The sequence below is a fragment of the Streptomyces sp. NPDC041940 genome, from assembly GCF_055589465.1.
This window is the reverse complement of sequence record NZ_JBVJBP010000019.1, coordinates 129,666-151,225: the sequence shown is the minus strand read 5'-3', so window position 1 is coordinate 151,225 and position 21,560 is coordinate 129,666. Positions and strand designations below refer to the sequence as shown.

Here is a 21,560-nt window from a genome sequence, read left to right as displayed (position 1 = left end):
GCCGTCGGAATCACCGCTTCCGGCGCCACCACAGCACCACGGGCACCGCACCGGCGAGCGCCAGGCCCTGCGGCGCCACCGCCCAGCCCGCCGCGGCCGACTGGGCGTTCAGGCCGGACTGGTCGAAGGTGTCCGGCACCGGCAGGTTGTCCCAGCGGTTGATCGGCCAGGCGATGACGACGGCCCGTCCGACGACCTCCTTCACCGGGACCATGCCCTTGTGCCGGTCCGCCTGGTTGTAGCGGGAGTCCCGGGAGTTCTGCCGGTGGTCGCCCATGACCCAGATGTAGCCCTCGGGGACCTTCACCTTGAACTGGCCGCCCTGGTCGTCGACGCTGCACGGCGTGTTGCCCGGGTAGACGTACGACCGATCGTCCAGCGCCTTGCCGTTGACCGTCAGCGGACCCGTGCCCTTGCACTCGATCGTGTCGCCGCCGACGCCGATGACGCGCTTGATGAGGTCCTTCTCCTCCGCGGACGGCATGAGGCCGATCCAGCTGAGGAACGTCTGCAGCGCGTTCGGGTCCGTGGTCGGCTCGCCCGCCAGCCAGTTGTCGGGGTCGTGGAAGACGACGACCTCGCCGCGCTCGGGCTCGGAGCCGAACCAGGGGGTGAGCTTGTCGACCAGGACGCGGTCACCCTGCTGGAGCGTGTTCTGCATCGAGTCGGAGGGGATGGAGAACGCCTGCACCAAGAAGGTCTTGATCAGCAGCGCCAGCACCAGCGCGATGCCGATCAGGATGGGCAGCTCCTTCCAGAAGGAGCGTGCCTTCTTCGGCGTCCGGTCCGTACCGCCCGGCCCCTGACCATCGGCTGTGCTGTGAATGCCTGTCACCCTGTCGTCCTCGGCTGCCCCGGAGTCATTCCCGGAGGTCACGGCGCTGTCCGCGGCCGGGACGGCGGATTCCGCGGGGCGCCCGCGATGCTCCTCGCCGTCGTGTCCGGACCGTGCGCCGACCGCCACATCCCCCACGCCAACTCCTCACTCTGTGCCGCCGCCTGCCCCATACACGGCGCAGGCCCACCACTCCCATAACGAGCGGGAGTTCCGCAGGGGTCGGGAGCTGGATCGTTCCGTTCGAATCGTCGGAGGCAACCCTATGCGACAGCGGGGCGGCAGCGGTCGACCCGGTGGCCGAGTCGGACACGGAGGCGTACGTGGTCGGTTCCTCCAGCATGTTCCAGTGGCCGAAGGGCCAGGCGATGACCATGGCGCGGCCCACGAGCTCGTCCTCGGAGACCGTGCCTCCGTAGTCGGTGTCCTGGTGGGCGCGGGAGTCCGCGGAGTTGTTCCGGTGGTCGCCCATCACCCAGTACCGCCCCTGGGGGACCGTGATCTCGAACGGCGTGTCGGACGGGGCGTTGCCGGGGTACAGGTAGTCCTCGTTCAGCGGGATGCCGTTGACGGTCACGCGCCCTTGGGTGTCGCAGCACTTGACCTTGTCGCCGCCGATGCCGACGACCCGCTTGATGAGGTCCTTCTCGTCCTCGGACGGCAGCAGGCCGATGAAGGTGAGCCCCTCCTTGACCTGCTTGATGACGACGGGGTCTTCCTTCGGGGTGGCGGTCTGGTCGTCCTGGAGCCAGCCGCCGGGGTCCTTGAAGACGACGACGTCCCCGCGCTGCGGCTCGGAGCCGAACCACGGGGTGAGCTTGTCGACCAGGACGCGGTCGCCGATCTGGATCGTCTGCTCCATGGAGCCCGACGGGATGACGAAGGCCTGGACGAGGAAGGTCTTCAGCACGAGGGCTATGAGGACGGCTACGCCGACGAGGAGTGGTATCTCCTTGACGGCACCGCGCCTGCGGCGCCGCTTGACCTTGCGCTGGAGCTTGCGCCGCTCGGCGCGGGTACGTCCGCCGGACGGGCTGGCGGCGCGCCGGGCGCCGGTGGGCAGCAGATTTTCCGCGGCGGTCGTGGCGACGCCGCGCGGCTTGCCGCGGTTACCCATGGGCGCCCGCCCTTCCGGCGTCGGGAGCGGGCACGCGCGCGTAGGCGTCCGGGCGCTGCAACCGGGTGGCGTGGCCGAAGGGCCAGACGATCCAGTCGGCGCGGCCGATCACGTCGCCGACCGGGATCATGCCGCCGCCCGGGGAGCCGAGGTGGTCGCGGGAGTCGCTGGAGTCGCCGCGGTGGTCGCCGAGCACGAAGAGGGTGCCGTCGGGCACCACGACGTCGAAGGGAACCGTGGAGGGACTGTCCCCGGGGTACAGGAAGCCCGACTCGTCGACCGGCCGGCCGTTCACCTGGATCCTCCCCTTCTTGTCGCAGCAGACCACGCGGTCCGCCCCCACACCGACAACGCGCTTGATGTAGTCCGCGTGCCCGAAGTACCCCGTCCCGTCGAACACGACGATGTCTCCCCGCTGCGGCTGGGCATCGAAACGGTACGCCAACTTATTTACGAGAACCCGGTCCCCGATCCTCAATCCCGGCTCCATGGATCCGCTGGGGATCTGGAACGGCCGCAGCACGAACGTGCTGAGCAACAGCAGGAAAAGCAGGCAGGTCAGCAGGGTCAGAGTGATCCGGCCGCCCGGTACCCATGCGCTGACACGCGACACCAACGCGAAACGCGACCGTTCCTCCGGCCCTCCTGGGTCCGAGGTCTCCTCGGATTCGGAAGGGCGGGAGGAGCGGTCGCGCTCCGTCGGCTGTGCTTCGGTGTCCATCGGAGCCAGATGCTATCCGGCCCCGGCGCGAACCCCGGAGAGCGCTCAGTTCTCGCGCTTCTCCTTGATCTTCGCGGCCTTGCCGCGCAGCTCGCGCAGGTAGTACAGCTTGGCGCGGCGGACGTCACCCTTGGTGACGAGCTCGATCTTCTCGACGATCGGGGTGTGCACCGGGAAGGTCCGCTCGACGCCGACGGAGAAGGAGACCTTGCGGACGGTGAAGGTCTCGCGCACGCCGGAGCCCTGGCGGCGGATCACAACGCCCTTGAACTGCTGCACACGGGAGCGGTTGCCCTCGATGACGCGGACGTGGACGTTGACGGTGTCGCCCGGGCGGAAGGCGGGGACATCGGTGCGCAGCGACGCGGAGTCGACGGTGTCGAGCAGGTGAGACATTTCGTCTGCTTTCCTCGCTGATGCCACAGGTCATCAACGGAATCTAGGTGTTTCGGATCAGGGCTGTACGCGTCGGAACGGGCGTCATCTCCCCCTGTGGCAGGGGCGCACGCCGGACGGACGCACAACAGCGACCTATTGTTCCATGCCCTCGGTCCTGCACCAAAATCGGCCGTAGGGCTGCCCCGCGGGGTCGGGGGCCCAGCCCAGGATGGACAGCATCTCGCGGTCCTTCTTGTCGAAGGCCTTGGGATCACAGCGCTCGATGAGGTCGGGCCGGTGGGCGGTCGTACGCTTCAGGGCCTCGTCCCGGCGCCAGCGCGCGATCTTCCCGTGGTGGCCGCTGAGCAGCACGTCGGGGATGTCCCGGCCGCGCCACTCGGGCGGCTTGGTGTAGACGGGCCCTTCCAGCAGGCTCGCCATGGCGCCGGGCGCGAAGGAGTCGTCCCGGTGGGACTCGGCGTTGCCCAGGACGCCCGGCAGCAGCCGCGCCACGGCCTCCGTGACGACGAGGACGGCCGCCTCGCCGCCGGCCAGGACGTAGTCGCCGATGGACACCTCGTACACCGGCATCCGTGTCGCGTACTCGTCGACGACCCGCCGGTCGATGCCCTCGTAGCGGGCCGGCGTGAAGATCAGCCAGGGGCGCTCGGAGAGCTGGACGGCGAGTTCCTGGGTGAAGGCGCGCCCGCTGGGCGTGGGCACGATGAGGGCGGGCTCGTGGGAGCCGGTCTCGTAGCCGTCGGCCAGGACCGAGTCGAGCGCGTCCCCCCAGGGGTCGGTCTTCATGACCATGCCGGGGCCGCCGCCGTAGGGCGTGTCGTCGACGGTGTTGTGGCGGTCGTAGGTCCAGGAACGCAGGTCGTGCACCTGGACGTCGAGCTGTCCACGCGCGCGTGCCTTGCCGACGAGGGAGACGTTCAGCGGTTCCAGGTACTCGGGGAAGATCGTGACGACGTCGAGGCGCATTACGACTCGTCCCGGCTGGACGCGATCTCGGCACGGTCGTCGATCAGGCCCGGCGGCGGGGTGATGACGGCCTTCTGCTCCTCGAGGTCGATCTCGGCGACGATCTCCTCGACGAAGGGGACCATCACCTCGCTGCCGTCGGGGCGCTCCACGATGAACAGGTCCTGGGAGGGCAGGTGCGAGATCTCCGTGATCCGGCCGACCTCCGTGCCGTCCGCGGTGACCACGTCGAGGTCGATCAGCTGGTGGTCGTAGTACTCGTCCTCGGCCTCGGGCAGTTCCTCCGGGTCGATCTCGGCGATCAGGAGGGTGTTGCGCAGGGCTTCGGCGCCGGTGCGGTCGCGGACGCCCTCGAAGCGCAGCAGGAGACGGCCGCTGTGGACGCGGCCCGTCTCGATGGTGAGCGGTCCCGTGGTGGCGGGATCGGTGGCGAGTACGGCGCCGGGCGCGAGCCTGAGCTCCGGCTCGTCGGTACGGACCTCGACGGTGACCTCGCCCTTGATGCCATGGGCACGGCCGATCCGTGCGACTACCAGCTGCACGTGTCCAACTCTCCTGTTCCTACGACTGCGGGCCGGGGACGGCCCAGTGGCCCTCCCCGGCCCGAGCCGGTGCTGCTGCGAAAGCGTCAGCGGACGTGGTCCACGTCGACGAGGTCGACGCGGACACCGCGACCGCCGATGGCGCCCACGACGGTACGCAGGGCGCGTGCGGTGCGGCCGTTGCGGCCGATCACCTTACCGAGGTCGTCCGGGTGCACCCGGACCTCGAGCACTTGCCCGCGGCGCAGGTTGCGCGAGGCGACCTGCACATCGTCAGGGTTGTCGACGATGCCCTTCACGAGGTGCTCGAGAGCCTCCTCGAGCATGCTCAGGCCTCGGTCGACGCGGACTCGGCGGCCGCCTCGTCCTTCTTCTCAGCCTTCTTCTTCTGGGTGATGGCCTCACCCTTGCCCTCGTCGTCGCCACCGAGGGCTTCGAACGACGGGCGGGCCGACTTCTCGGCGGCCTGCAGCAGCGGAGCCGGGGCGGGCTCGCCCTTGTACTTCTGCCAGTCGCCGGTCTTCTTGAGGATGGCGAGCACGGGCTCGGTCGGCTGCGCGCCGACACCCAGCCAGTACGCCACACGCTCGGCGTCGACCTCGATCACCGACGGGTTGTACGTCGGGTGGTACTTGCCGATCTCCTCGATCGCACGGCCGTCACGGCGGGTGCGGGAGTCGGCGACGACGATGCGGTAGTGAGGCGAACGGATCTTGCCCAGACGCTTCAGCTTGATCTTGACTGCCACGGGAGTGGATTCTCCTGGATTTGACGTGGGTGGGCACGGCGAGACGGCCGCGTGGGGTTGCGGTACCCGAGTGCCCGATGGACGCGTCAGCCGGAGGAGAGAGGGGTCCTGTTCGACTGTCGAGTACAGCTAGCCATTGTGCCACACCCTGCCGGGCGGCTTTGCCGGGGTGCGTCGCTCCACGGGCATGCCGGGCCGGCACCCGGCGTGGAGGTGAGGTACGTCGGGTGCACACCCCGGCAGCGCGTCTCGACCGGCAGCCACGAGATGCCGGTTGCCGACGTCAGCCCGCCACCGCTCCCGCTCCCACGACGTCCGGGATACGGAACGGCTTGCCGCAGCCGCCGCAGACGATCGGCGCCTGGGCGAGTACGGACGGCACCACGCGTACGTTGCGGCCGCAGTCGCAGACCGCCTTGACGCGTACGCCGCCGCCGGAGGAGCCGTGGCGTGCGGCCGGGCCCCGGAAGGTGCGGGAGGTGTCGGAGGAGGTCGCGGCCGTGTGGGCCTTCAGGGCGCGCTGGAGGCGCTCCATCGTCGGGCGGTAGCGGCGCTTCGCCTCGGGGGTGAGCGTGACCAGGGAGAAACCGCTGCTGGGATGCGGTTCCTCGGGGTGATCCAGGCCCAGCTCCTCGGCGATCGCGAGGAATCTGCGGTTGTGGTAGCGACCGGCACGGGAGGTGTCGCGGACGCCGCGCGAGGCGGCGATGCCATGGACTGCCTCATGGAGCAGTCGCTCGAAGGAGAGCTCGTGACCGCACGCGGACGACGACTCCCCGATCAGGGACTCTGGCGCGGCAAGGTCGGGCAGCTCGGGGTGGTACCGCTGAATATCGGCCCACGCCTGTGCCAGCTCTGCGGCGAGAACAGGTGGTGTCTGTGTCGTGCTCACGTAATGACAACGAGCCGGGGTGCCACAGTGTTCCGATTCCGGGCCATCCCAAATAATTTGCACGTACCCGTCAGTTGCCTCTGATGCGTCCCGAGGAGGGCGCGTGCGCTGATCTGTGGAGAAGCCTCGCAGCTCACCACAAGGTGGTGCGTAGTTCCGCGTACGCCCCGGCGCGTAGCGGATGTCCGCGCGCCGGGGAACCAGGGGTCCGCTCGTACGCAAGAGGTGTTTCGGCCGCCTTGCGTCCCGCTCAGTAAGCGCGTGCCACGACGGCGACCTTACCGGGTGCGTCGTCGGCGTCCGGCACCGACCCGTCCTCGGCGACCAGACACCGTACGGTCGCCGCGTGATCGGCGAGCTTGGACTCGCCCACCTCGAACGTGGGGACCTCGGCCGTACGGGACTCGCGGCGCACGCGGGACTGCTTCAGCAGCAGGGCCTGGTCCTCCTCCAGGACCTTGGGCAGCAGCGACACCAGGGAGTCCAGGGACACCGGCTGGGCCTTGCCGTCGCCCCTCGTGCCTTCGAGCGTGAGGGTGTTGACGGCGCCGGCGAACCGCTCCTTGACGACGGGCGCCTTGGCCATGGCGAGATGGCATGAGCCCACGTTGCCGGAATGTGAAATCTCGCCATAGGCACATGACAACTCATATGCCGGGGCGCATTCCACTGGACGACAGGTCGAGGGGGGAGTTTCCTGGCATACGGGGGTAGTGCGAGCGCACTGTCACGGGGGCCATGGAATCGGGCAAGAGGCAACTCTCGGCGGATTGGGGCGCTTACTTATGACACCTACGCTCGTGCGGCAGCACCTGCCTCACGCGGGGGCCGTACCCCGCGTGGACCTGCGTGCACGCGCGCGTGACTGGTCCGAGATCCAGGAGCGGATGCTCGTACCGCTCTACGAGGCCGTCCACGAGCGACTGGACGTGGGTCCCGCCACGCGGCTGCTCGGCCTCGGCTGCGGTTCCGGGCTCGCCCTGCTGATGGCCGCCGCCCGGGGAGCGGCGGTCACCGGTGTCGACTCCTCCCCCGAGAGAATGACGTTCGCGCGGGAGCGGCTGCGGCCCGAGACGTGGGGCACGCGCGCGCGTGCGGAGGCCCGGCTGGTCGAGGGCTCGCCCCGGGACGCGGAGGTGCCGGGTGCTCCGGCGTACACCCTGGTGACGGCTTTCGAGCCGATCGGGTGCCTCGCGGGCGACTCGGAGGGGATGAGCGGGCTGCTCGCGGAGGCGACGCCGCTCGCCGGGCGCGGTGCGGCCGTGGTGCTGGCCGGATGGGGTCCGCCGGAGCGGTGCGCCACGACGTCCGTGCTGCGGGTGGCCACGAAGCTGGCGGAGCCGCTGCGCAACACGGGCAGCTGGCGCCCCGCCCTCCGTGACGACCTGGAGGACGTCGCCCAGCGGGCCGGGCTCAAACCGGACGGTTCCGGGCGGGTGGCGTGCCCCTTCGGCTACGCCGACGTGGACAGCGCGGTGCGCGGGCTCAAGTCGACAGGGCTGTTCGACGCGGCGATGACCGCGACCGACCAGGCGCAGGTCGACAAGGAGCTGACCGAGGCACTGCATCCGCACCAGCGGCAGGACGGGACCGTGTGGATGCCCAATGTGTTCCGCTACTTGATCGCCCGGGTTCCGTAAAGATCAAGCCTTGTCCGGTGCAGGTGTGAATGGTGTGAAGAAAGCACGGTGCGGTGCTTCTGGCGCCTTGAAGTGGATCATGACCGCCTAATCTGATCCACCGCTCGGGGGATCTACACATCTGCATACAGGAGCTGCTTTGCCGCACCACACGACCGCGCTGCGTCTCGTCGCGCCCGTCGCCGTCCTCGCCCTGTCGCTCACCGCCTGCGGAGGCGGCGACGACAGCGCCGACGCGAAGAGCCCGGCCACCGAGAAGGCCAAGGTCTTCCCCTCGCCGGAGCCGACGTCCGGCGGCGAGATGGGCAGCGGCGAGAGCGCCACGGGCAAGGTCGACGAGGACCCGGGCAAGGTCACCTACGAGATCCTGGCGCAGAAGGTCGACGTGGGCACCGAGGCCGAGGCCGCCAAGGCCGTCTCGGAGCCGGACAAGGTCAAGGGCAAGGTGCTGGCCACCGCGTACCTGAAGTACACGCACAAGAGCGGACCCGCCCTCACCGACGGATCCGACGTGCACGACAGCACCACGGTCTCCGCCGACGGGCAGCGCGGCAGCGTCCTCATCGGCGCGGCCGAGGACGCCGCGGGCTGCGAGGACCCGTACGACGTCGACAGCTGGAAGCAGGGCGAGAGCCACGTCTTCTGCGAGACGTACGTGATCCCGGCGAACGCCAAGAGCGTCGAGGTCAACTGGTCCGAGGAGGACGGCGAGCCGTTCATCTGGAAGTTCCCCAGCGCCTGACCTGCCGACGAACGACCGAGGGCGCCCCCTTCCGGAAAGGAAGAGGGCGCCCTCGGTGTCGTGCGGGGCGGGCCGTCAGCCCATGAACTTCTTGAACTCGTCGGGGAGCTCGAAGTCCTTGCCGCCCTGCTGCGGCAGCCCGAAGGCGCCGCCGCTCTCGGCCGCCGCGGCCCGGCGGGCGGCCTCCTCCTGCTCCTGCTGCTTGCGCTTCATCGGGTTGCCGGAGCGCTGCTTGCCCTTGGCCTGCTTCTGCTTCTTCTTCGTCCGGCCGGGGCCGCCGCCCATGCCCGGCATGCCGGGCATCCCGGGCATGCCACCGCCCTGGGCCATGCGGGACATCATCTTGCGGGCCTCGAAGAACCGCTCGACCAGGTTCTTCACCGCACTGACGTCGACACCGGAACCACGCGCGATACGGGCGCGGCGCGAGCCGTTGATGATCGTCGGCTCCTGGCGCTCGGCCGGGGTCATCGACTTGATGATGGCGGCCGTGCGGTCGACGTCCCGCTCGTCCAGGTTCTGGATCTGGTCCTTCATCTGGCCCATGCCCGGGAGCATGCCGAGCAGCTTGGAGATGGAGCCCATCTTCCTGACCTGCTCCATCTGGGCCAGGAAGTCGTCCAGGGTGAAGTCCTGGCCCTTCTTGGACGCCAGCTTGGAGGCCATCTTCTCGGCCTCTTCCTGGCTGAACGTCTTCTCCGCCTGCTCGATCAGGGTGAGCAGGTCACCCATGTCGAGGATGCGGGAGGCCATCCGGTCAGGGTGGAAGGCGTCGAAGTCGTCGAGCTTCTCGCCGTTCGACGCGAACATGATCGGCTTGCCGGTGATCTGCCGGATCGACAGGGCCGCACCACCACGGGCGTCACCGTCGAGCTTGGAGAGCACCACGCCGTCGAAGCCGACGCCGTCGCGGAAGGCCTCGGCGGTGTTGACCGCGTCCTGGCCGATCATCGCGTCGACGACGAACAGGATCTCGTCGGGGCTGACCGCGTCACGGATGTCCGCGGCCTGCTGCATCATCTCCTGGTCGATACCGAGGCGGCCCGCGGTGTCGACGATGACGATGTCGTGGACCTTGGACTTGGCGTGCTCGATGGAGTCCTTGGCGACCTTGACCGGGTCGCCGACGCCGTTGCCCGGCTCCGGCGCGTAGATGCCGACGCCGGCGCGCTCGGCGACGACGCTGAGCTGGTTCACGGCGTTCGGGCGCTGGAGGTCACAGGCGACCAGCAGCGGCGAGTGGCCCTGCTCCTTCAGCCAGCGGCCGAGCTTGCCCGCGAGGGTGGTCTTACCGGCACCCTGCAGACCCGCCAGCATGATCACGGTGGGCGGCTGCTTGGCGAAGCGCAGGCGCCGGGTCTCGCCGCCGAGGATGGTGACGAGTTCCTCGTTGACGATCTTGAGGACCTGCTGGGCGGGGTTCAGCGCCTTGCTGACCTCGGCACCGAGGGCGCGCTCCTTGACGTTCTTGATGAACGTCCGGACGACCGGCAGCGCCACGTCCGCCTCGAGGAGCGCGATCCGGATGTCCCGGGCCGTGGCGTCGATGTCCGCTTCGCTGAGACGCCCCTTGCCGCGCAGGTTCTTGAAGGTCGCTGAGAGGCGATCGGAAAGAGTATCGAACACGGCGCTCGCGGTCCTCAGGGTTGGTGGCTACAGGGAATCGCCCTCCAGGGTATCCCGGCGTGACAAGTCGACGGGTCGGCCTCACCCACGCAGTGTCTCCTCCAGCTTCCGCGCCACCGAGGCCGCCTCGTCCCCGGGCAGGGGCGCGCCCTCCGGGCCGGTCACGTAGAAGGCGTCCACGGCGTTGGCGCCGAGTGTCGAGACATGCGCGCTGCGCACCCGTACGCCCGCGTCCTCCAGGGCGCGGCCGATGCGGAACAGCAGGCCCGGGGCGTCCTGGGAGCGTACCTCGATGACCGTGGCCAGCCGGGAGGCGGCCGGATGGACCGACACCCGCGCCGCCGGGGCGACCACGCCCCGGCGGCGCGGATAGGCCGCGTCCCGTTCGGCGAGACGGCCGGCGATGTCCAGGGTGCCGTCCAGGGCCCGGACCAGGTCCGCGCGCAGCCGAGCGGCCTGCGGCAGGGAGCCGTACTCGGCGGCGACCCGCCAGTCCAGCAGCAGGACGGAGCCGTCGACGCCGACCGGGAGGGTCAGGGACCGCAGTTCCGCCGTGCGTACGGTCAGCCGGTGCAGGGCGAGGACTCCGGCCACCGCGGGCAGGACGCCCGGCTGGTCGGGGACGGCGATGAGAAGTTCCACACCCAGCGGCTCGGGGTCGCCGGACGGCTCCTGACCGGCGGGCGGCTCGGTCTGTGCCCGCAGGGCGAGGACCGGGCTGCCCGTCGCCGCCGCTTCCAGGGCGAGCCGCTCCTGCTCGGCGGTCGGCGCGCCCTCCTCGGGGTCGTCCGGGGCGTCCCCGGCGAGCACCGCCGAGACCCGCTTGACCAGGTCGGCGACGAGCGAGCCGCGCCAGGAGGACCAGGCGGCCGGTCCGGTGGCCAGGGCGTCTGCCTCGGTGAGCGCGTGCAGAAGTTCCAGGGTGCCCTGGGAGCCGACGGCGTCGGCGACGGAGCGCACGGTGGCCGGGTCCTCCAGGTCACGCCGGGTGGCCGTCTCGACGAGGAGCAGGTGGTGCCGTACGAGGGTGGCGACGACCGTCACGTCGTGGCGGTCGAAGCCGATGCGGGCGGCCACGTCCTTGGCGATGATCTCGCCGGCCACCGAGTGGTCGCCGGGCCAGCCCTTGCCGATGTCGTGCAGCAGGGCCGCGACCAGCAGCAGGTCGGGGCGGCTGACCCGGCGGGTGAACTCGGAGGCCTGGACGGCGGTCTCGATGAGGTGCCGGTCGACGGTCCACAGGTGCACGGCGTTGCGCTGCGGGCGGCAGCGCACCCGCTCCCAGTCGGGCAGCAGCCGGGTGATCAGGCCCTCGGCCTCCAGCGCTTCCCAGACCTCGACGGTGGGACGGCCGGAGCCGAGCAGGGTCACGAGCTGTTCGCGTGCCTCGGCGGGCCAGGGCGTGGGCACCGGGCGCGTGGCGGCGGCCATGCGCCGTACGGCGTGCAGGGAGAGCGGGAGCCCGGCCTGCGCGGCGGCAGCCGCGGCGCGCAGCGGCAGCACCGGGTCGCGCTCGGGGCGCGCGGCACGGGCGAGCACCACCTCGCCGTCCTGCTCCACCACACCTTCGGCCAGCGGAGAGCGCTCCGTCACGGACTTCCCGCCGCCCAGCATGGCGCGCAGCCGGGGCCGCACGGCGCGCGACCGCAGCACGCGCCCCACCTCACGCCAGGTGACATCGCTGGCGTACGAGACGAGCCGTGCCGCCTCGTACACCTGCCGCAGCAGGGTGTCGGCGTCGAGCAGGCCGAGTTCGGCGGCCACCTGGTCCTGCTCCTGGAGGGCGAGCCGGTCGGTGGCGCGCCCGGTGGTCAGGTGCAGGGCGTCCCGTACGTCGAGGAGCCGGCGCCGGGCGTCGGCGAGGCCCTCTCGCGGGGCGTCGGCGAGCCAGGAGGCCGCGACGGCGCGCAGGGCGGTGGCGTCGCGCAGCCCGCCCCGGGCCTCCTTCAGGTCGGGCTCCAGCAGGTACTGCAACTCGCCCTGGCGCTCGGCGCGCTCGGCGCACAGTTCCTGGAGTTCGGGGAGGCGTTTCGGCGCCTGGTTGCGCCAGTCGGCCAGCACGGCCGTGCGCAGTGAGGCGGTGAGGCCGAGGTCGCCGGCGATGTGCCGGGCGTCCAGCAGGCCGAGCTGCACCTTGAGGTCCTCGCCGGCCGTCTTGCGGGCCTCGACCGGTGTGCGCACGGAGTGGTCGAGGTCCAGGCCCAGGTCCCAGACGGGGTACCAGAGCCGGTCGGCGAGGGCGGCGACCGCCTTGGTGTCGCCGCCGTCGTGCAGCAGGAGCAGGTCGAGGTCGCTGCGCGGGGACAGCTCGCCGCGTCCGTAGCCGCCGACGGCGACCAGGGAGGCCCCGCGCAGTCCTTCCGCGCCGGCGGCGAACAGGCCGGTGAGCCAGTCGTCCGTCAGTTCGGCCAGGGCCGCACGGCGCGGCGGCCCGGACCGCGTCTCCTCGGTGAGGAGACGCAGCCGGGCCGCCGCGTAGCCGCTGGGTCCCGAGTCTTCTGCTTCCTTCTGCACATCCGTACCCGTCACCCGGCGACTCCTGTTCCGTTTGCCTGCCTAGGGGGTCCTCAGAGCGCGTCGGGGCCGCGCTCGCCGGTCCGGACCCGTACGGCCGTCTCGACCGGGATGGACCAGACCTTGCCGTCACCGATCTTGCCGGTGCGGGCGGCCTTGACCACGACATCGATCAGCTGCTCGGCGTCGTCGTCCTCGACCAGGACCTCGACGCGGATCTTGGGGACCAGGTCGACGGTGTACTCGGCACCGCGGTAGACCTCGGTGTGGCCCCGCTGACGACCGTAGCCGCTGGCCTCGGTGACCGTCAGGCCGTGTACTCCGAAGGCCTGCAGGGCCTCCTTGATCTCGTCGAGCCGGTGCGGCTTCACGACGGCGGTGATGAGCTTCATGCGTCCACCTTCTTGCTCGCGGCAGCGGCGACCGGGGCCGTGACGGCGGTCTTGGCGGCACCGCCACCGGCGCCGCTGAAGTCGTATGCGGTCTCGGCGTGCTCGGCCTGGTCGATGCCGGCGACCTCCTCGTCCTCGGAGACCCGCATACCCATGGTCTTGTCGAGGATGAGGGCGAGGACGGCGGAGACGATCAGGGAGTAGGCGAGCACCGCGAAGACACCGGCGCACTGCTTCCAGAACTGGGTCAGGCCGCCGCCGTAGAAGAGGCCCTCGACGGTGGACTGGCCCTTGCCGCTGGCGAAGAGGCCGATCAGCAGGGAGCCGGCGACACCGCCGACCAGGTGGACGCCGACGACGTCGAGGGAGTCGTCGTAGCCGAACTTGTACTTCAGGCCGACGGCCATGGCGCACAGCACACCGGCGATGGCACCGACGGCGATCGCGCCGAGCGGGGTGACCGCGCCACCCGCCGGGGTGATGGCGACCAGACCCGCGACCGCGCCGGAGGCGGCACCCAGCGTGGTGAACGCGCCGTGGCGGATCTTCTCGTAGGCGAGCCAGGCCAGCATGGCGGCGGCCGTGGCGACCTGGGTGTTGACGAACATCAGCGCGCCGACGCCGTCGTCGTTGCCGAGCCAGGAGCCGGCGTTGAACCCGAACCAGCCGAACCACAGCAGACCGGCGCCGAGCATGACCAGCGGCAGGCTGTGCGGACGCATCGGGTCCTTCTTGAAGCCGACGCGCTTGCCGATGACGAGGATCACGCCGAGGGCGGCGGCACCGGCGTTGATGTGCACCGCCGTACCACCGGCGAAGTCGATCACGCCCAGCTCGAAGGCCCAGCCGCCGGCGCCCCAGACCCAGTGCGCGACCGGGAAGTAGACGACCGTGGCCCACAGGGCGATGAACAGCGCCCAGGCGCTGAACTTCACGCGGTCCGCGAGGGCACCGCTGATCAGGGCGGGCGTGATGATCGCGAACATCAGCTGGAAGACCAGGAACACGAAGACCGGGATCGTGTAGCCGGGCCACAGCTCCGTCAGGCCGATGTTGCCGAGACCGACCCAGTCGGAGTTCCAGCCGATGAGGCTGCCGGAGTCGGTGCCGAACGCCATGGAGAAGCCGTACAGCACCCACAGGATGGTGACGATCCCGAGGCTGATGAAGCTCATCATCAGCATGTTCAGGGTGCTCTTGACGCGGACCATGCCTCCGTAGAAGAAGGCCAGGCCCGGGGTCATGAGCATCACCAGGGCGGAACAGATGAGCATGAACCCTGTGTTCGCGGCAGACAGCTTGGGCGCCTCTGCGGCAAGGGTGATGGCTGGTGCCATCGGCGTCTCCTCGTCGTTGGTACGGCCCCGTGCGGGCGAAGCCTCGAGCGGATTGAGGGGTGGGCCGGTTATGCGCCACGAGATTGGCGCAGCGCGGTTTCGGTGGAAGCCCCTCGTTGTTTCGCGACCGTGACGAAGGCGCGTTCTGTGTTACGCGTCGATGAACTGCCGGATTGCGGGCGCGCCGATCGTTATCGTGGCGCAACCTTCGGCTCTCGCTGCCGTGGGAACACAGGCCGGCCGCGGTCGGCCTTCCGATGACCTGGCATGGGGGAGCCGAGTCGGGCAGTTCGGGAGGGCCGGCCGCGGCCGGGGTTCAGGGGTTTCGGAGGGGGCGGTCAGACCGCCTCCGCGGTCTCGGGCAGCTCGGCGGCGAGCCGCTCGGTGAGGTCGACGACCTCGCCGAGGTCGCCGTACTCCCGCGCGGCCGTGTCGACCGTCTTTCGGATACGAGTGTTGACCCGCTCGGAGCGGACCTTCTTGGCCACCTGCATGGCCTGGGTGGCGAAGACCGTGCTCTGCTCGGCCTCGCGCTGGAGGAGGTGCACGGTGGCCATGCCGATCAGGTTGAGCGCGTACGACCGCTGGTGCTCGCCGTCCTCGGCGAACAGCTGCACGGCCCGCTCCATCAGCGGCTCGGCCAGCGAGGCGTAGGTCGGGCTGCGGCCGGCGACATAGGCCAGGTCGCGGTACGAGTGGGAGTTCTCGCCGTACAGCTCGGCCTCGGAGAAGAAGCGGATCCAGTCGGGGTCCGGCTCGTCCCACTCGCCGGCGTCGGCGAAGGTGTCCTCGGCCATCCGGACCGCCCGCTTGCACTTGCCGGGCTGTCCCATGTTGGCGTAGGCGCGGGCCTCCATCGCATACAGCATCGACTGGGTGCGCGGGCTCGCGCAGTCGCGGCTGCCGTACTGCGCGAGGTGGATCAGCTCCAGCGCGTCGTCGGGCCGCCCGAGGTGGATCATCTGCCGGCTCATGCTGGACAGCACATAGGAGCCGAGGGGCCGGTCACCGGCCTCCTTCGCGGCGTGCAGCGCGAGGACGAAGTACTTCTGCGCGGTCGGCTGGAGCCCTATGTCGTACGACATCCAGCCGGCCAGCTCGGCGAGTTCGGCGGCGACCTTGAACAGCCGCCGGGTGGTGGCCTCGGGCTGGGGCTCCTGGAGCAGGTCCGTCACCTCGTGCAGCTGGCCGACGACCGCCTTGCGGCGCAGGCCGCCGCCGCACTGGGCGTCCCACTGCCGGAACATCACGGTCGTGGACTCCAGGAGGTCCAGCTCCGGTTTGGAGAGCCGGCCCCGGGCACGCCCGGAGGCGCCGGACTCGGGCTCCGACCGCTGGGCCGGGGGCGAGGGGACGAGCCAGCGCTGCATGGGCTCGATGAGGGCCGGGCCCGCAGACAGGACCAGCGAGCTCCCGAGGAAGCCGCGCCGCGCCAGCATCAGGTCGCTGCGCGAGAACTCGCTGAGCAGGGCCACTGTCTGCGGGCCCGTCCAGGGCAGGTCGACACCGGTCGCGGAGGGTGACTGACGCGCGGTGCGCAGCCCCAGGTCCTCGACGGAGACGACGACGCCGAAACGCTCCGAGAACAGCTCGGACAGGATCCTGGGGATCGGCTCGCGGGGGTTCTCGCCGTCGAGCCAGCGGCGGACGCGCGAGGTGTCCGTGGAGATGTGGTTGGCGCCCAGCTGGCGTGCCCGGCGGTTGACCTGGCGGGCGAGCTCGCCCTTGGACCAGCCGCTGCGCACGAACCAGGAGGTGAGCAGCTCGTTCGGGCGCTTGTCAGCGTGCGTCGCGCTCGCAGCGTTGGTTCCGCTTCCGCCGTTGCCGCTCACTGGAACGCCCCCATCCCTGAGACCACTTGTCGCCGAGTGCGCCAAGCCCTATCAGCATGCCGGTTCGTACGGCCGTCCGTCCGGCCCTTGTCGCCCATCGAACGGAATAGCGACTTACCTCCGGCATACCCACGAGTGCATATGCCCCCAGGACTCGTGCACACAAAGTAATCCTACGATCACCCGTCCAGCCACGGCTCACACGGAAACGCCACCATTCGCCACCCCTTCGAATGAACTCACGTACGCCTCCTCGCGATTCACTTGACACTGCACGACCAAGAGCGGGTGCAGCGATGCACTGAGGGGCGCGTGTCGTCGAGCACACCACCCTGGGCACATCCGGGCGCTGACTGAACGGACCGCCGCTCGGGAAGGCGGAAACAGAGAGTCACGCAGAGCGACCGCTGCGTAACCACTGGTACGTCGGACCCGTTGGAGGGGGCATGGGCTTCACGATCGGCATCAGCCGGGGCATGCGCGACATCCGGTCCGGGTCGCGCCGCCGCGGCCGCACGTCGGACGGCATCGCCGTGGCCGAGTACACCGGGCTGTGGGGCTGGGACGTGGTGCCGGGGGCCCGGGCCTCCGCGGGCGCCTGCTCCTGCGGCCGCCGCGACTGCCCGGCGCCGGGCGCGCATCCGCTGGACTTCGCGCCGGCGATCCCCGCCGGGGCGACGCTGGACGACGTGACCGAGGCCTGGGGCGAGTGCCCCGGCGCCTCGGTGATGCTGCCGGTCGGCCGCGCGTTCGATGTCATCGAGGTGGCCGAACCCGCCGGCTGCCGTGCGCTGGCCCGGCTGGAGCGCATGGGCCTGCCCGTCGGCCCGGTCGCGGCGACGCCGGACGGCCGCGCCCACTTCTTCGTCGCCCCCGGCGCCGCCGCCGATCTGCCCGGCCTGCTCTACCGCATGGGCTGGGACGACCCGGCCTCCCTCGACCTGCGCGGCCTCGGCCCCGGTACGCACATCACGGCACCGCCCTCCGACCGCGGCGGCCTCGGCCCGGTGCGCTGGCTGCGCTCCCCCGCCCTGGACTCGGCGTCCAGGGCACCGGAGGCCCGCCTGGTGCTGGGCACGCTGGCGTATGTGGCGCACCGGTCACGGGCCTAGCCACCACACAGGCGTACAACAGCGAAGCGCCCGTCCCGACTGTGTATCGGGGCGGGCGCTTCGTGAGCACATACGGATATCCGGAGGTCGCTCCTCGGCTGGGTCCGGAGCTCACTCCCCGATAAGGGCGTCAACGAACGCCTCCGGCTCGAACGGCGCCAGGTCGTCCGCGCCCTCGCCGAGCCCGACGAGCTTGACCGGAACGCCCAGCTCACGCTGGACCGCGACCACGATGCCGCCCTTGGCGGTGCCGTCCAGCTTGGTGAGCACAATGCCGGTGATGTCGACGACCTCGGCGAAGACCCGGGCCTGGACCAGGCCGTTCTGGCCGGTGGTGGCGTCGAGCACCAGCAGCACCTCGTCCACCGGGGCGTGCTTCTCCACGACCCGCTTGACCTTGCCGAGCTCGTCCATGAGTCCGGTCTTGGTGTGCAGGCGGCCGGCGGTGTCGATGAGCACGACGTTCGCGCCCAGCTCCTTGCCCTCCTTGACCGCGTCGAACGCGACGGAGGCCGGGTCGCCCTCCTCCGGTCCGCGCACGGTGTGGGCGCCGACGCGCTCGCCCCAGGTCTGGAGCTGGTCGGCGGCGGCGGCCCGGAAGGTGTCGGCGGCGCCCAGGACCACGCTCTGGCCGTCCGCGACCAGGACGCGGGCGAGCTTGCCGGTGGTGGTGGTCTTGCCGGTGCCGTTGACCCCGACGACCATCACGATGCCCGGCTTGCGGTCCTCCGGCTCGGTCTTGACCACGCGGTCCATGTCGCGGCCGACCAGCGTGAGCAGTTCCTCGCGCAGCAGGGTGCGCAGTTCGACGGGGGTGCGGGTGCCGAGCACCTTCACGCGCTCGCGCAGGCGCTCGACCAGTTCCTGCGTGGGCTGCACGCCGACGTCGGCGGTGAGCAGCGTGTCCTCGATCTCCTCCCAGGTGTCCTCGTCGAGGTGCTCGCGCGACAGCAGCGTGAGCAGCCCCTGGCCGAGGGCGTTCTGCGAGCGGGACAGACGGGCCCGCAGCCGGACCAGGCGGCCCGCCGTGGGCTCCGGGATCTCGATCTCGGGAGCTTCGGCGGGCGGCTCCTCGACGGCGACGGGAGCCGAGCCGTCCGGAAGATCCACCTCCTCTATCGTGCGCCGCGGTTCCTCCCGCGGCGTCTCGGCCTCGTCGCCGACGTGCGGCTCGGCCGGTGGGGCGGTGATGTCGGGCGCTGCGGGCGGGGGCGGCGGCGGCTGCTTCTTGCGCCGGCTGCCGACGATGAGCCCGCCGAGCGCGACGAGCACGACCACGGCGATGACTACAGCAAGGATGACGATGTCCATAACGCGTCCAGTATCAGCCATGGGCCCCCGGGTCACCCCGCTTGTGCCGTCCCGCGGGGCCGGGGGCCGCCGGATCTCCACACCCCTGGATGTCTGACGCATCGTCAGCTAACGTCCCCCGGACACCCGCCCGGTGGAGGGAGACGTCCCCATGCCCGTCACGGTCGCACGATTCAACCTGGTCGCTCCTGGGGCGTCCCCCGCAGAGCTCGGAGCCCGGTACCGGGCTGCCCTGGAGATGGCCTCGTACGCCGACGACCGGGGTGTCACCACGGTGCAGACGGAGGAGCACCACGGGGCCGACAACAACTGGCTGCCGTCGCCGTTCGCCTTCGCGGGGGCCGTCTTCGGGGCGACCCGGCGTGTCGCGGTCACCGTCTCTGCGGTGATCGGCCCGCTGCACGACCCGCTGCGGCTGGCCGAGGAGATCGCCGTGCTGGACCTGCTGAGCGGCGGCCGGCTGGTGACCGTCGCCGGGATCGGGTACCGGCCCGAGGAGTACGAGCTGTTCGGCGTCGAGTTCGCCCGGCGCGGCCGGCTCCAGGACGAGCTGCTGGAGACGCTGCTGAAGGCGTGGACGGGCGAGCCCTTCGCCTACCGGGGCCGCACGGTCCGCATCACCCCGCGCCCGTACACCGACCCGCACCCGCTGCTCCTGGTCGGCGGCTCCTCCAAGGCCGCCGCCCGCCGGGCCGCCCGGCTCGGCCTGCCCTTCTTCCCCAGCGCGCATCTGCCGGAGCTGGAGGCGTACTACAAGGACCGGCTCGCCGAGTACGGCACCGACGGCTGGGTCATGATGCCCGCCGCCGAGACACCCTTGCTGCACCTGGCCGAGGACCCGGACCGGGCCTGGGCTGAGTACGGGGAGCACTTCCTGCACGAGGCGCGGACGTACGCCGCCTGGCAGTCGGGCGGGGTGCGCTCGGCGGTGAAATCGGCCGCGACGACCGTCGGGGAACTGCGCGCCGAGGGCGTGTACCGGATCCTCACGCCCGACGCGTGCGCGGAGCTGGGCCTGGATTCCTTTGTGCTGCATCCGCTGGCGGGCGGGATGCCGGTGGAGGAGGGGTGGCGGAGTCTGCAGCTGTTCTGCGAGCGGGTGCTGCCGGGGCTGGGGAGCTGACGCTCACGGGGACGACTCGTGGTGATCGGGGCGGCGTCATCGTCTGTGACACGACAGACCGCCGCCCCGGCTCGGGCAGTGGCCGAACCGGGGCGGCGGCGGGTTACGGGGAGAGGGGCAGCGGGGACTTTGGCCCTTCTCCCCGAGTGCGGGGGCGGGCTCAGCCCATCTCCTCCAGGGCCTTGCCCTTCGTCTCGCTGACGAACTTCAGGATGAAGGGGATGGAGAGCGCGGCGAAGGCCGTGTAGATCACGTACGTCATGGAGAGGTTCCACTCGGCCAGCGACGGGAAGCTCGCCGTGATGGCCCAGTTGGCGATCCACTGCGCGGCCGCGGCCACACCCAGTGCGGCGGCACGGATCCGGTTGGGGAACATCTCGCCGAGCATGACCCAGACGACCACGCCCCAGGACAGGGCGAAGAAGAGGACGAAGACATGCGCGGCGATCAGGGCGATCCAGCCCTGCGCGGCCGGCAGCGTGCCGTCGACCAGGGGGTGGGAGAACGCCCAGGCCTCCAGCGCCAGTCCGACGACCATGCCGACCGAGCCGATGATCGCGAGCGGCTTGCGGCCGATGCGGTCGACGAAGATCATCGCGATGACGGTGCCGACGATGTTGATGATCGACGTGGTGAAGGAGTAGAAGAACGAGTCCGCCGGGTCGACGCCGACCGACTGCCACAGCGTCGAGGAGTAGTAGAACGCGACGTTGATGCCGACGAACTGCTGGAAGACCGACAGGCCGATGCCGATCCAGACGATCGGCTTGAAGAAGAAGCTCCCGCCGAGCAGGTCCTTGAAGCTGGACTTGTGCTCGCTGGTCATCGCGTGCTCGATCTCGGCGACGCGGGCGTCCAGGTCGATGTCCTTGCCCTCGACCTCGGTGAGGATCTCCCGGGCACGCTCGTGCTTGCCGACGGAGATCAGGAAGCGCGGGGACTCGGGGATCGCGAAGGAGAGCAGGCCGTACAGGACGGCCGGGACGACCATGACGCCGAGCATGACCTGCCAGGCCTCCAGGCCCATCAGCTTGCCGCGCTGGTCGCCGTCGGCGGCGTTCAGCAGACCCCAGTTGACCAGCTGCGACACGGCGATGCCGATGACGATCGCGGCCTGCTGGAAGGAGCCGAGCCGGCCGCGGTAGGCGGGCGGGGCGACCTCGGCGATGTAGGCGGGGCCGATCACGGAGGCCATGCCGATGGCGAAGCCGCCGACGACCCGCCAGAAGGCGAGGTCCCACAGGGCGAAGGGGAGCGCGGAGCCGACGGCGCTGATCGTGAAGAGGACCGCGGCGATCTGCATGCACCGGATGCGGCCGATGCGGTCGGCTATCCGGCCGGCGGTCGCGGCGCCGATGGCGCAGCCGATGAGGGCGACGGCGATGACCTGGGCGAGGGCTGCGGAGCCGATGTCGTAGCGGCCTCGGATGGCCTCGACGGCACCGTTGATCACGGAACTGTCGTAGCCGAAGAGGAAACCGCCCATCGCGGCCGCCGCCGCGATGAAGATGACGTGCCCGAGATGTTCGGGGTGAGCCGTCCTGGCTCCGGACTTGGGTGCCTGCGCTGTGCTGGTCACGTGTACTCCTCGGGCCACCGGCAACGCTGCCGGAGGGGATCAGCCCTTCGAGGTGCCACCTGAAGGTACCTGAAGGTAAAAGGAACGTTGCCGAGACTATGCCTTCAAGTTTCGAAGTCAATAGGTCGAGAG

The 21,560-nt window shown here is 70.5% G+C and carries 20 protein-coding genes and 1 pseudogene; 4 read left to right on the top strand and 17 right to left on the bottom strand.

What is annotated here, in order from left to right:
- Positions 1-10: 10 nt before the first annotated feature.
- The 10 genes and pseudogenes from lepB (ACZ6I3_RS28415) to ACZ6I3_RS28370 all read right to left on the bottom strand — a co-directional run.
- The gene (lepB, locus tag ACZ6I3_RS28415; protein ID WP_469418423.1) at positions 11-973 is read right to left on the bottom strand and encodes a signal peptidase I; all 963 of its coding nucleotides are present in this window, start codon (positions 971-973) and stop codon (positions 11-13) included.
- Positions 861-1,952, bottom strand: coding sequence for a signal peptidase I (gene lepB, locus ACZ6I3_RS28410; RefSeq protein ID WP_469418422.1), 1,092 nt, complete (start codon positions 1,950-1,952; stop codon positions 861-863). The genes lepB (ACZ6I3_RS28415) and lepB (ACZ6I3_RS28410) overlap by 113 nt, the downstream gene beginning before the upstream one ends.
- Complete coding sequence (gene lepB, locus ACZ6I3_RS28405; protein ID WP_469418420.1) at positions 1,945-2,673, bottom strand: signal peptidase I; 729 nt, start codon at positions 2,671-2,673, stop codon at positions 1,945-1,947. The genes lepB (ACZ6I3_RS28410) and lepB (ACZ6I3_RS28405) overlap by 8 nt, the downstream gene beginning before the upstream one ends.
- 45 nt (positions 2,674-2,718) lie before the next feature.
- Positions 2,719-3,069, bottom strand: a complete 351-nt coding sequence (gene rplS, locus ACZ6I3_RS28400; protein ID WP_351412655.1) for a 50S ribosomal protein L19 — start codon at positions 3,067-3,069, stop codon at positions 2,719-2,721.
- Between the two features lie 135 nt (positions 3,070-3,204).
- Positions 3,205-4,038 carry a tRNA (guanosine(37)-N1)-methyltransferase TrmD gene (gene trmD, locus ACZ6I3_RS28395; protein WP_469418419.1) on the bottom strand — a complete coding sequence of 278 codons (834 nt, stop codon included), beginning with the start codon at positions 4,036-4,038 and terminating at the stop codon, positions 3,205-3,207.
- A complete protein-coding gene (rimM, locus tag ACZ6I3_RS28390) occupies positions 4,038-4,580 on the bottom strand; it encodes a ribosome maturation factor RimM (RefSeq protein WP_469418417.1) in 543 nt (180 codons plus the stop codon). The genes trmD and rimM overlap by 1 nt, the downstream gene beginning before the upstream one ends.
- 86 nt (positions 4,581-4,666) lie before the next feature.
- Complete coding sequence (locus ACZ6I3_RS28385; RefSeq protein ID WP_115744409.1) at positions 4,667-4,906, bottom strand: RNA-binding protein; 240 nt, start codon at positions 4,904-4,906, stop codon at positions 4,667-4,669.
- 2 nt (positions 4,907-4,908) lie between these two features.
- Positions 4,909-5,328, bottom strand: coding sequence for a 30S ribosomal protein S16 (gene rpsP / locus ACZ6I3_RS28380; protein WP_382496902.1), 420 nt, complete (start codon positions 5,326-5,328; stop codon positions 4,909-4,911).
- Positions 5,329-5,611: 283 nt separating this feature from the next.
- On the bottom strand, positions 5,612-6,220 hold the full coding sequence (locus tag ACZ6I3_RS28375) for a hypothetical protein (protein ID WP_184598513.1): 609 nt from the start codon (positions 6,218-6,220) through the stop codon (positions 5,612-5,614).
- Between the two features lie 250 nt (positions 6,221-6,470).
- Positions 6,471-6,761 (bottom strand): annotated as a pseudogene (locus ACZ6I3_RS28370) (proline--tRNA ligase); the annotation flags it as partial.
- 244 nt (positions 6,762-7,005) lie between these two features.
- Between ACZ6I3_RS28370 and ACZ6I3_RS28365 the strand changes: the two are divergent.
- Both ACZ6I3_RS28365 and ACZ6I3_RS28360 read left to right on the top strand, forming a co-directional pair.
- Positions 7,006-7,860: a class I SAM-dependent methyltransferase gene (locus ACZ6I3_RS28365; protein WP_469418415.1), complete on the top strand. Its 855-nt coding sequence runs from the start codon at positions 7,006-7,008 to the stop codon at positions 7,858-7,860.
- Between the two features lie 139 nt (positions 7,861-7,999).
- A complete protein-coding gene (locus ACZ6I3_RS28360) occupies positions 8,000-8,602 on the top strand; it encodes a hypothetical protein (RefSeq protein ID WP_469418414.1) in 603 nt (200 codons plus the stop codon).
- 75 nt (positions 8,603-8,677) lie between these two features.
- Here ACZ6I3_RS28360 and ffh read toward each other — a convergent pair whose 3' ends face one another.
- The 5 genes from ffh to nsdA form a co-directional block, all read right to left on the bottom strand.
- Positions 8,678-10,228 carry a signal recognition particle protein gene (gene ffh, locus ACZ6I3_RS28355; RefSeq protein ID WP_469418413.1) on the bottom strand — a complete coding sequence of 517 codons (1,551 nt, stop codon included), beginning with the start codon at positions 10,226-10,228 and terminating at the stop codon, positions 8,678-8,680.
- A gap of 81 nt (positions 10,229-10,309) precedes the next feature.
- Positions 10,310-12,757, bottom strand: coding sequence for a [protein-PII] uridylyltransferase (locus tag ACZ6I3_RS28350; protein WP_469418411.1), 2,448 nt, complete (start codon positions 12,755-12,757; stop codon positions 10,310-10,312).
- Positions 12,758-12,795: 38 nt separating this feature from the next.
- Positions 12,796-13,134, bottom strand: a complete 339-nt coding sequence (locus tag ACZ6I3_RS28345) for a P-II family nitrogen regulator (protein ID WP_469418410.1) — start codon at positions 13,132-13,134, stop codon at positions 12,796-12,798.
- Positions 13,131-14,471: an ammonium transporter gene (locus tag ACZ6I3_RS28340; protein ID WP_469418409.1), complete on the bottom strand. Its 1,341-nt coding sequence runs from the start codon at positions 14,469-14,471 to the stop codon at positions 13,131-13,133. The genes ACZ6I3_RS28345 and ACZ6I3_RS28340 overlap by 4 nt, the downstream gene beginning before the upstream one ends.
- Before the next feature lie 338 nt (positions 14,472-14,809).
- Positions 14,810-16,303, bottom strand: coding sequence for a transcriptional repressor NsdA (nsdA, locus tag ACZ6I3_RS28335; protein ID WP_469418408.1), 1,494 nt, complete (start codon positions 16,301-16,303; stop codon positions 14,810-14,812).
- Between the two features lie 446 nt (positions 16,304-16,749).
- Between nsdA and ACZ6I3_RS28330 the strand changes: the two genes are divergently transcribed.
- On the top strand, positions 16,750-17,415 hold the full coding sequence (locus ACZ6I3_RS28330) for a bifunctional DNA primase/polymerase (RefSeq protein ID WP_469418406.1): 666 nt from the start codon (positions 16,750-16,752) through the stop codon (positions 17,413-17,415).
- Positions 17,416-17,526: 111 nt separating this feature from the next.
- On the opposite strand, the gene ftsY is transcribed toward ACZ6I3_RS28330, so the two are convergent.
- Positions 17,527-18,726 (bottom strand): signal recognition particle-docking protein FtsY, encoded by a 1,200-nt coding sequence (gene ftsY, locus ACZ6I3_RS28325; protein WP_469418405.1) that lies wholly within the window; start codon positions 18,724-18,726, stop codon positions 17,527-17,529.
- A 151-nt stretch (positions 18,727-18,877) separates the two neighbouring features.
- Between ftsY and ACZ6I3_RS28320 the strand changes: the two genes are divergently transcribed.
- On the top strand, positions 18,878-19,849 hold the full coding sequence (locus ACZ6I3_RS28320; protein WP_469418403.1) for an LLM class flavin-dependent oxidoreductase: 972 nt from the start codon (positions 18,878-18,880) through the stop codon (positions 19,847-19,849).
- Between the two features lie 160 nt (positions 19,850-20,009).
- Here the strand turns inward: ACZ6I3_RS28320 and ACZ6I3_RS28315 are convergent, their stop codons facing one another.
- Complete coding sequence (locus ACZ6I3_RS28315) at positions 20,010-21,428, bottom strand: sugar porter family MFS transporter (protein WP_469418401.1); 1,419 nt, start codon at positions 21,426-21,428, stop codon at positions 20,010-20,012.
- Between the last annotated feature and the right edge of the window lie 132 nt (positions 21,429-21,560).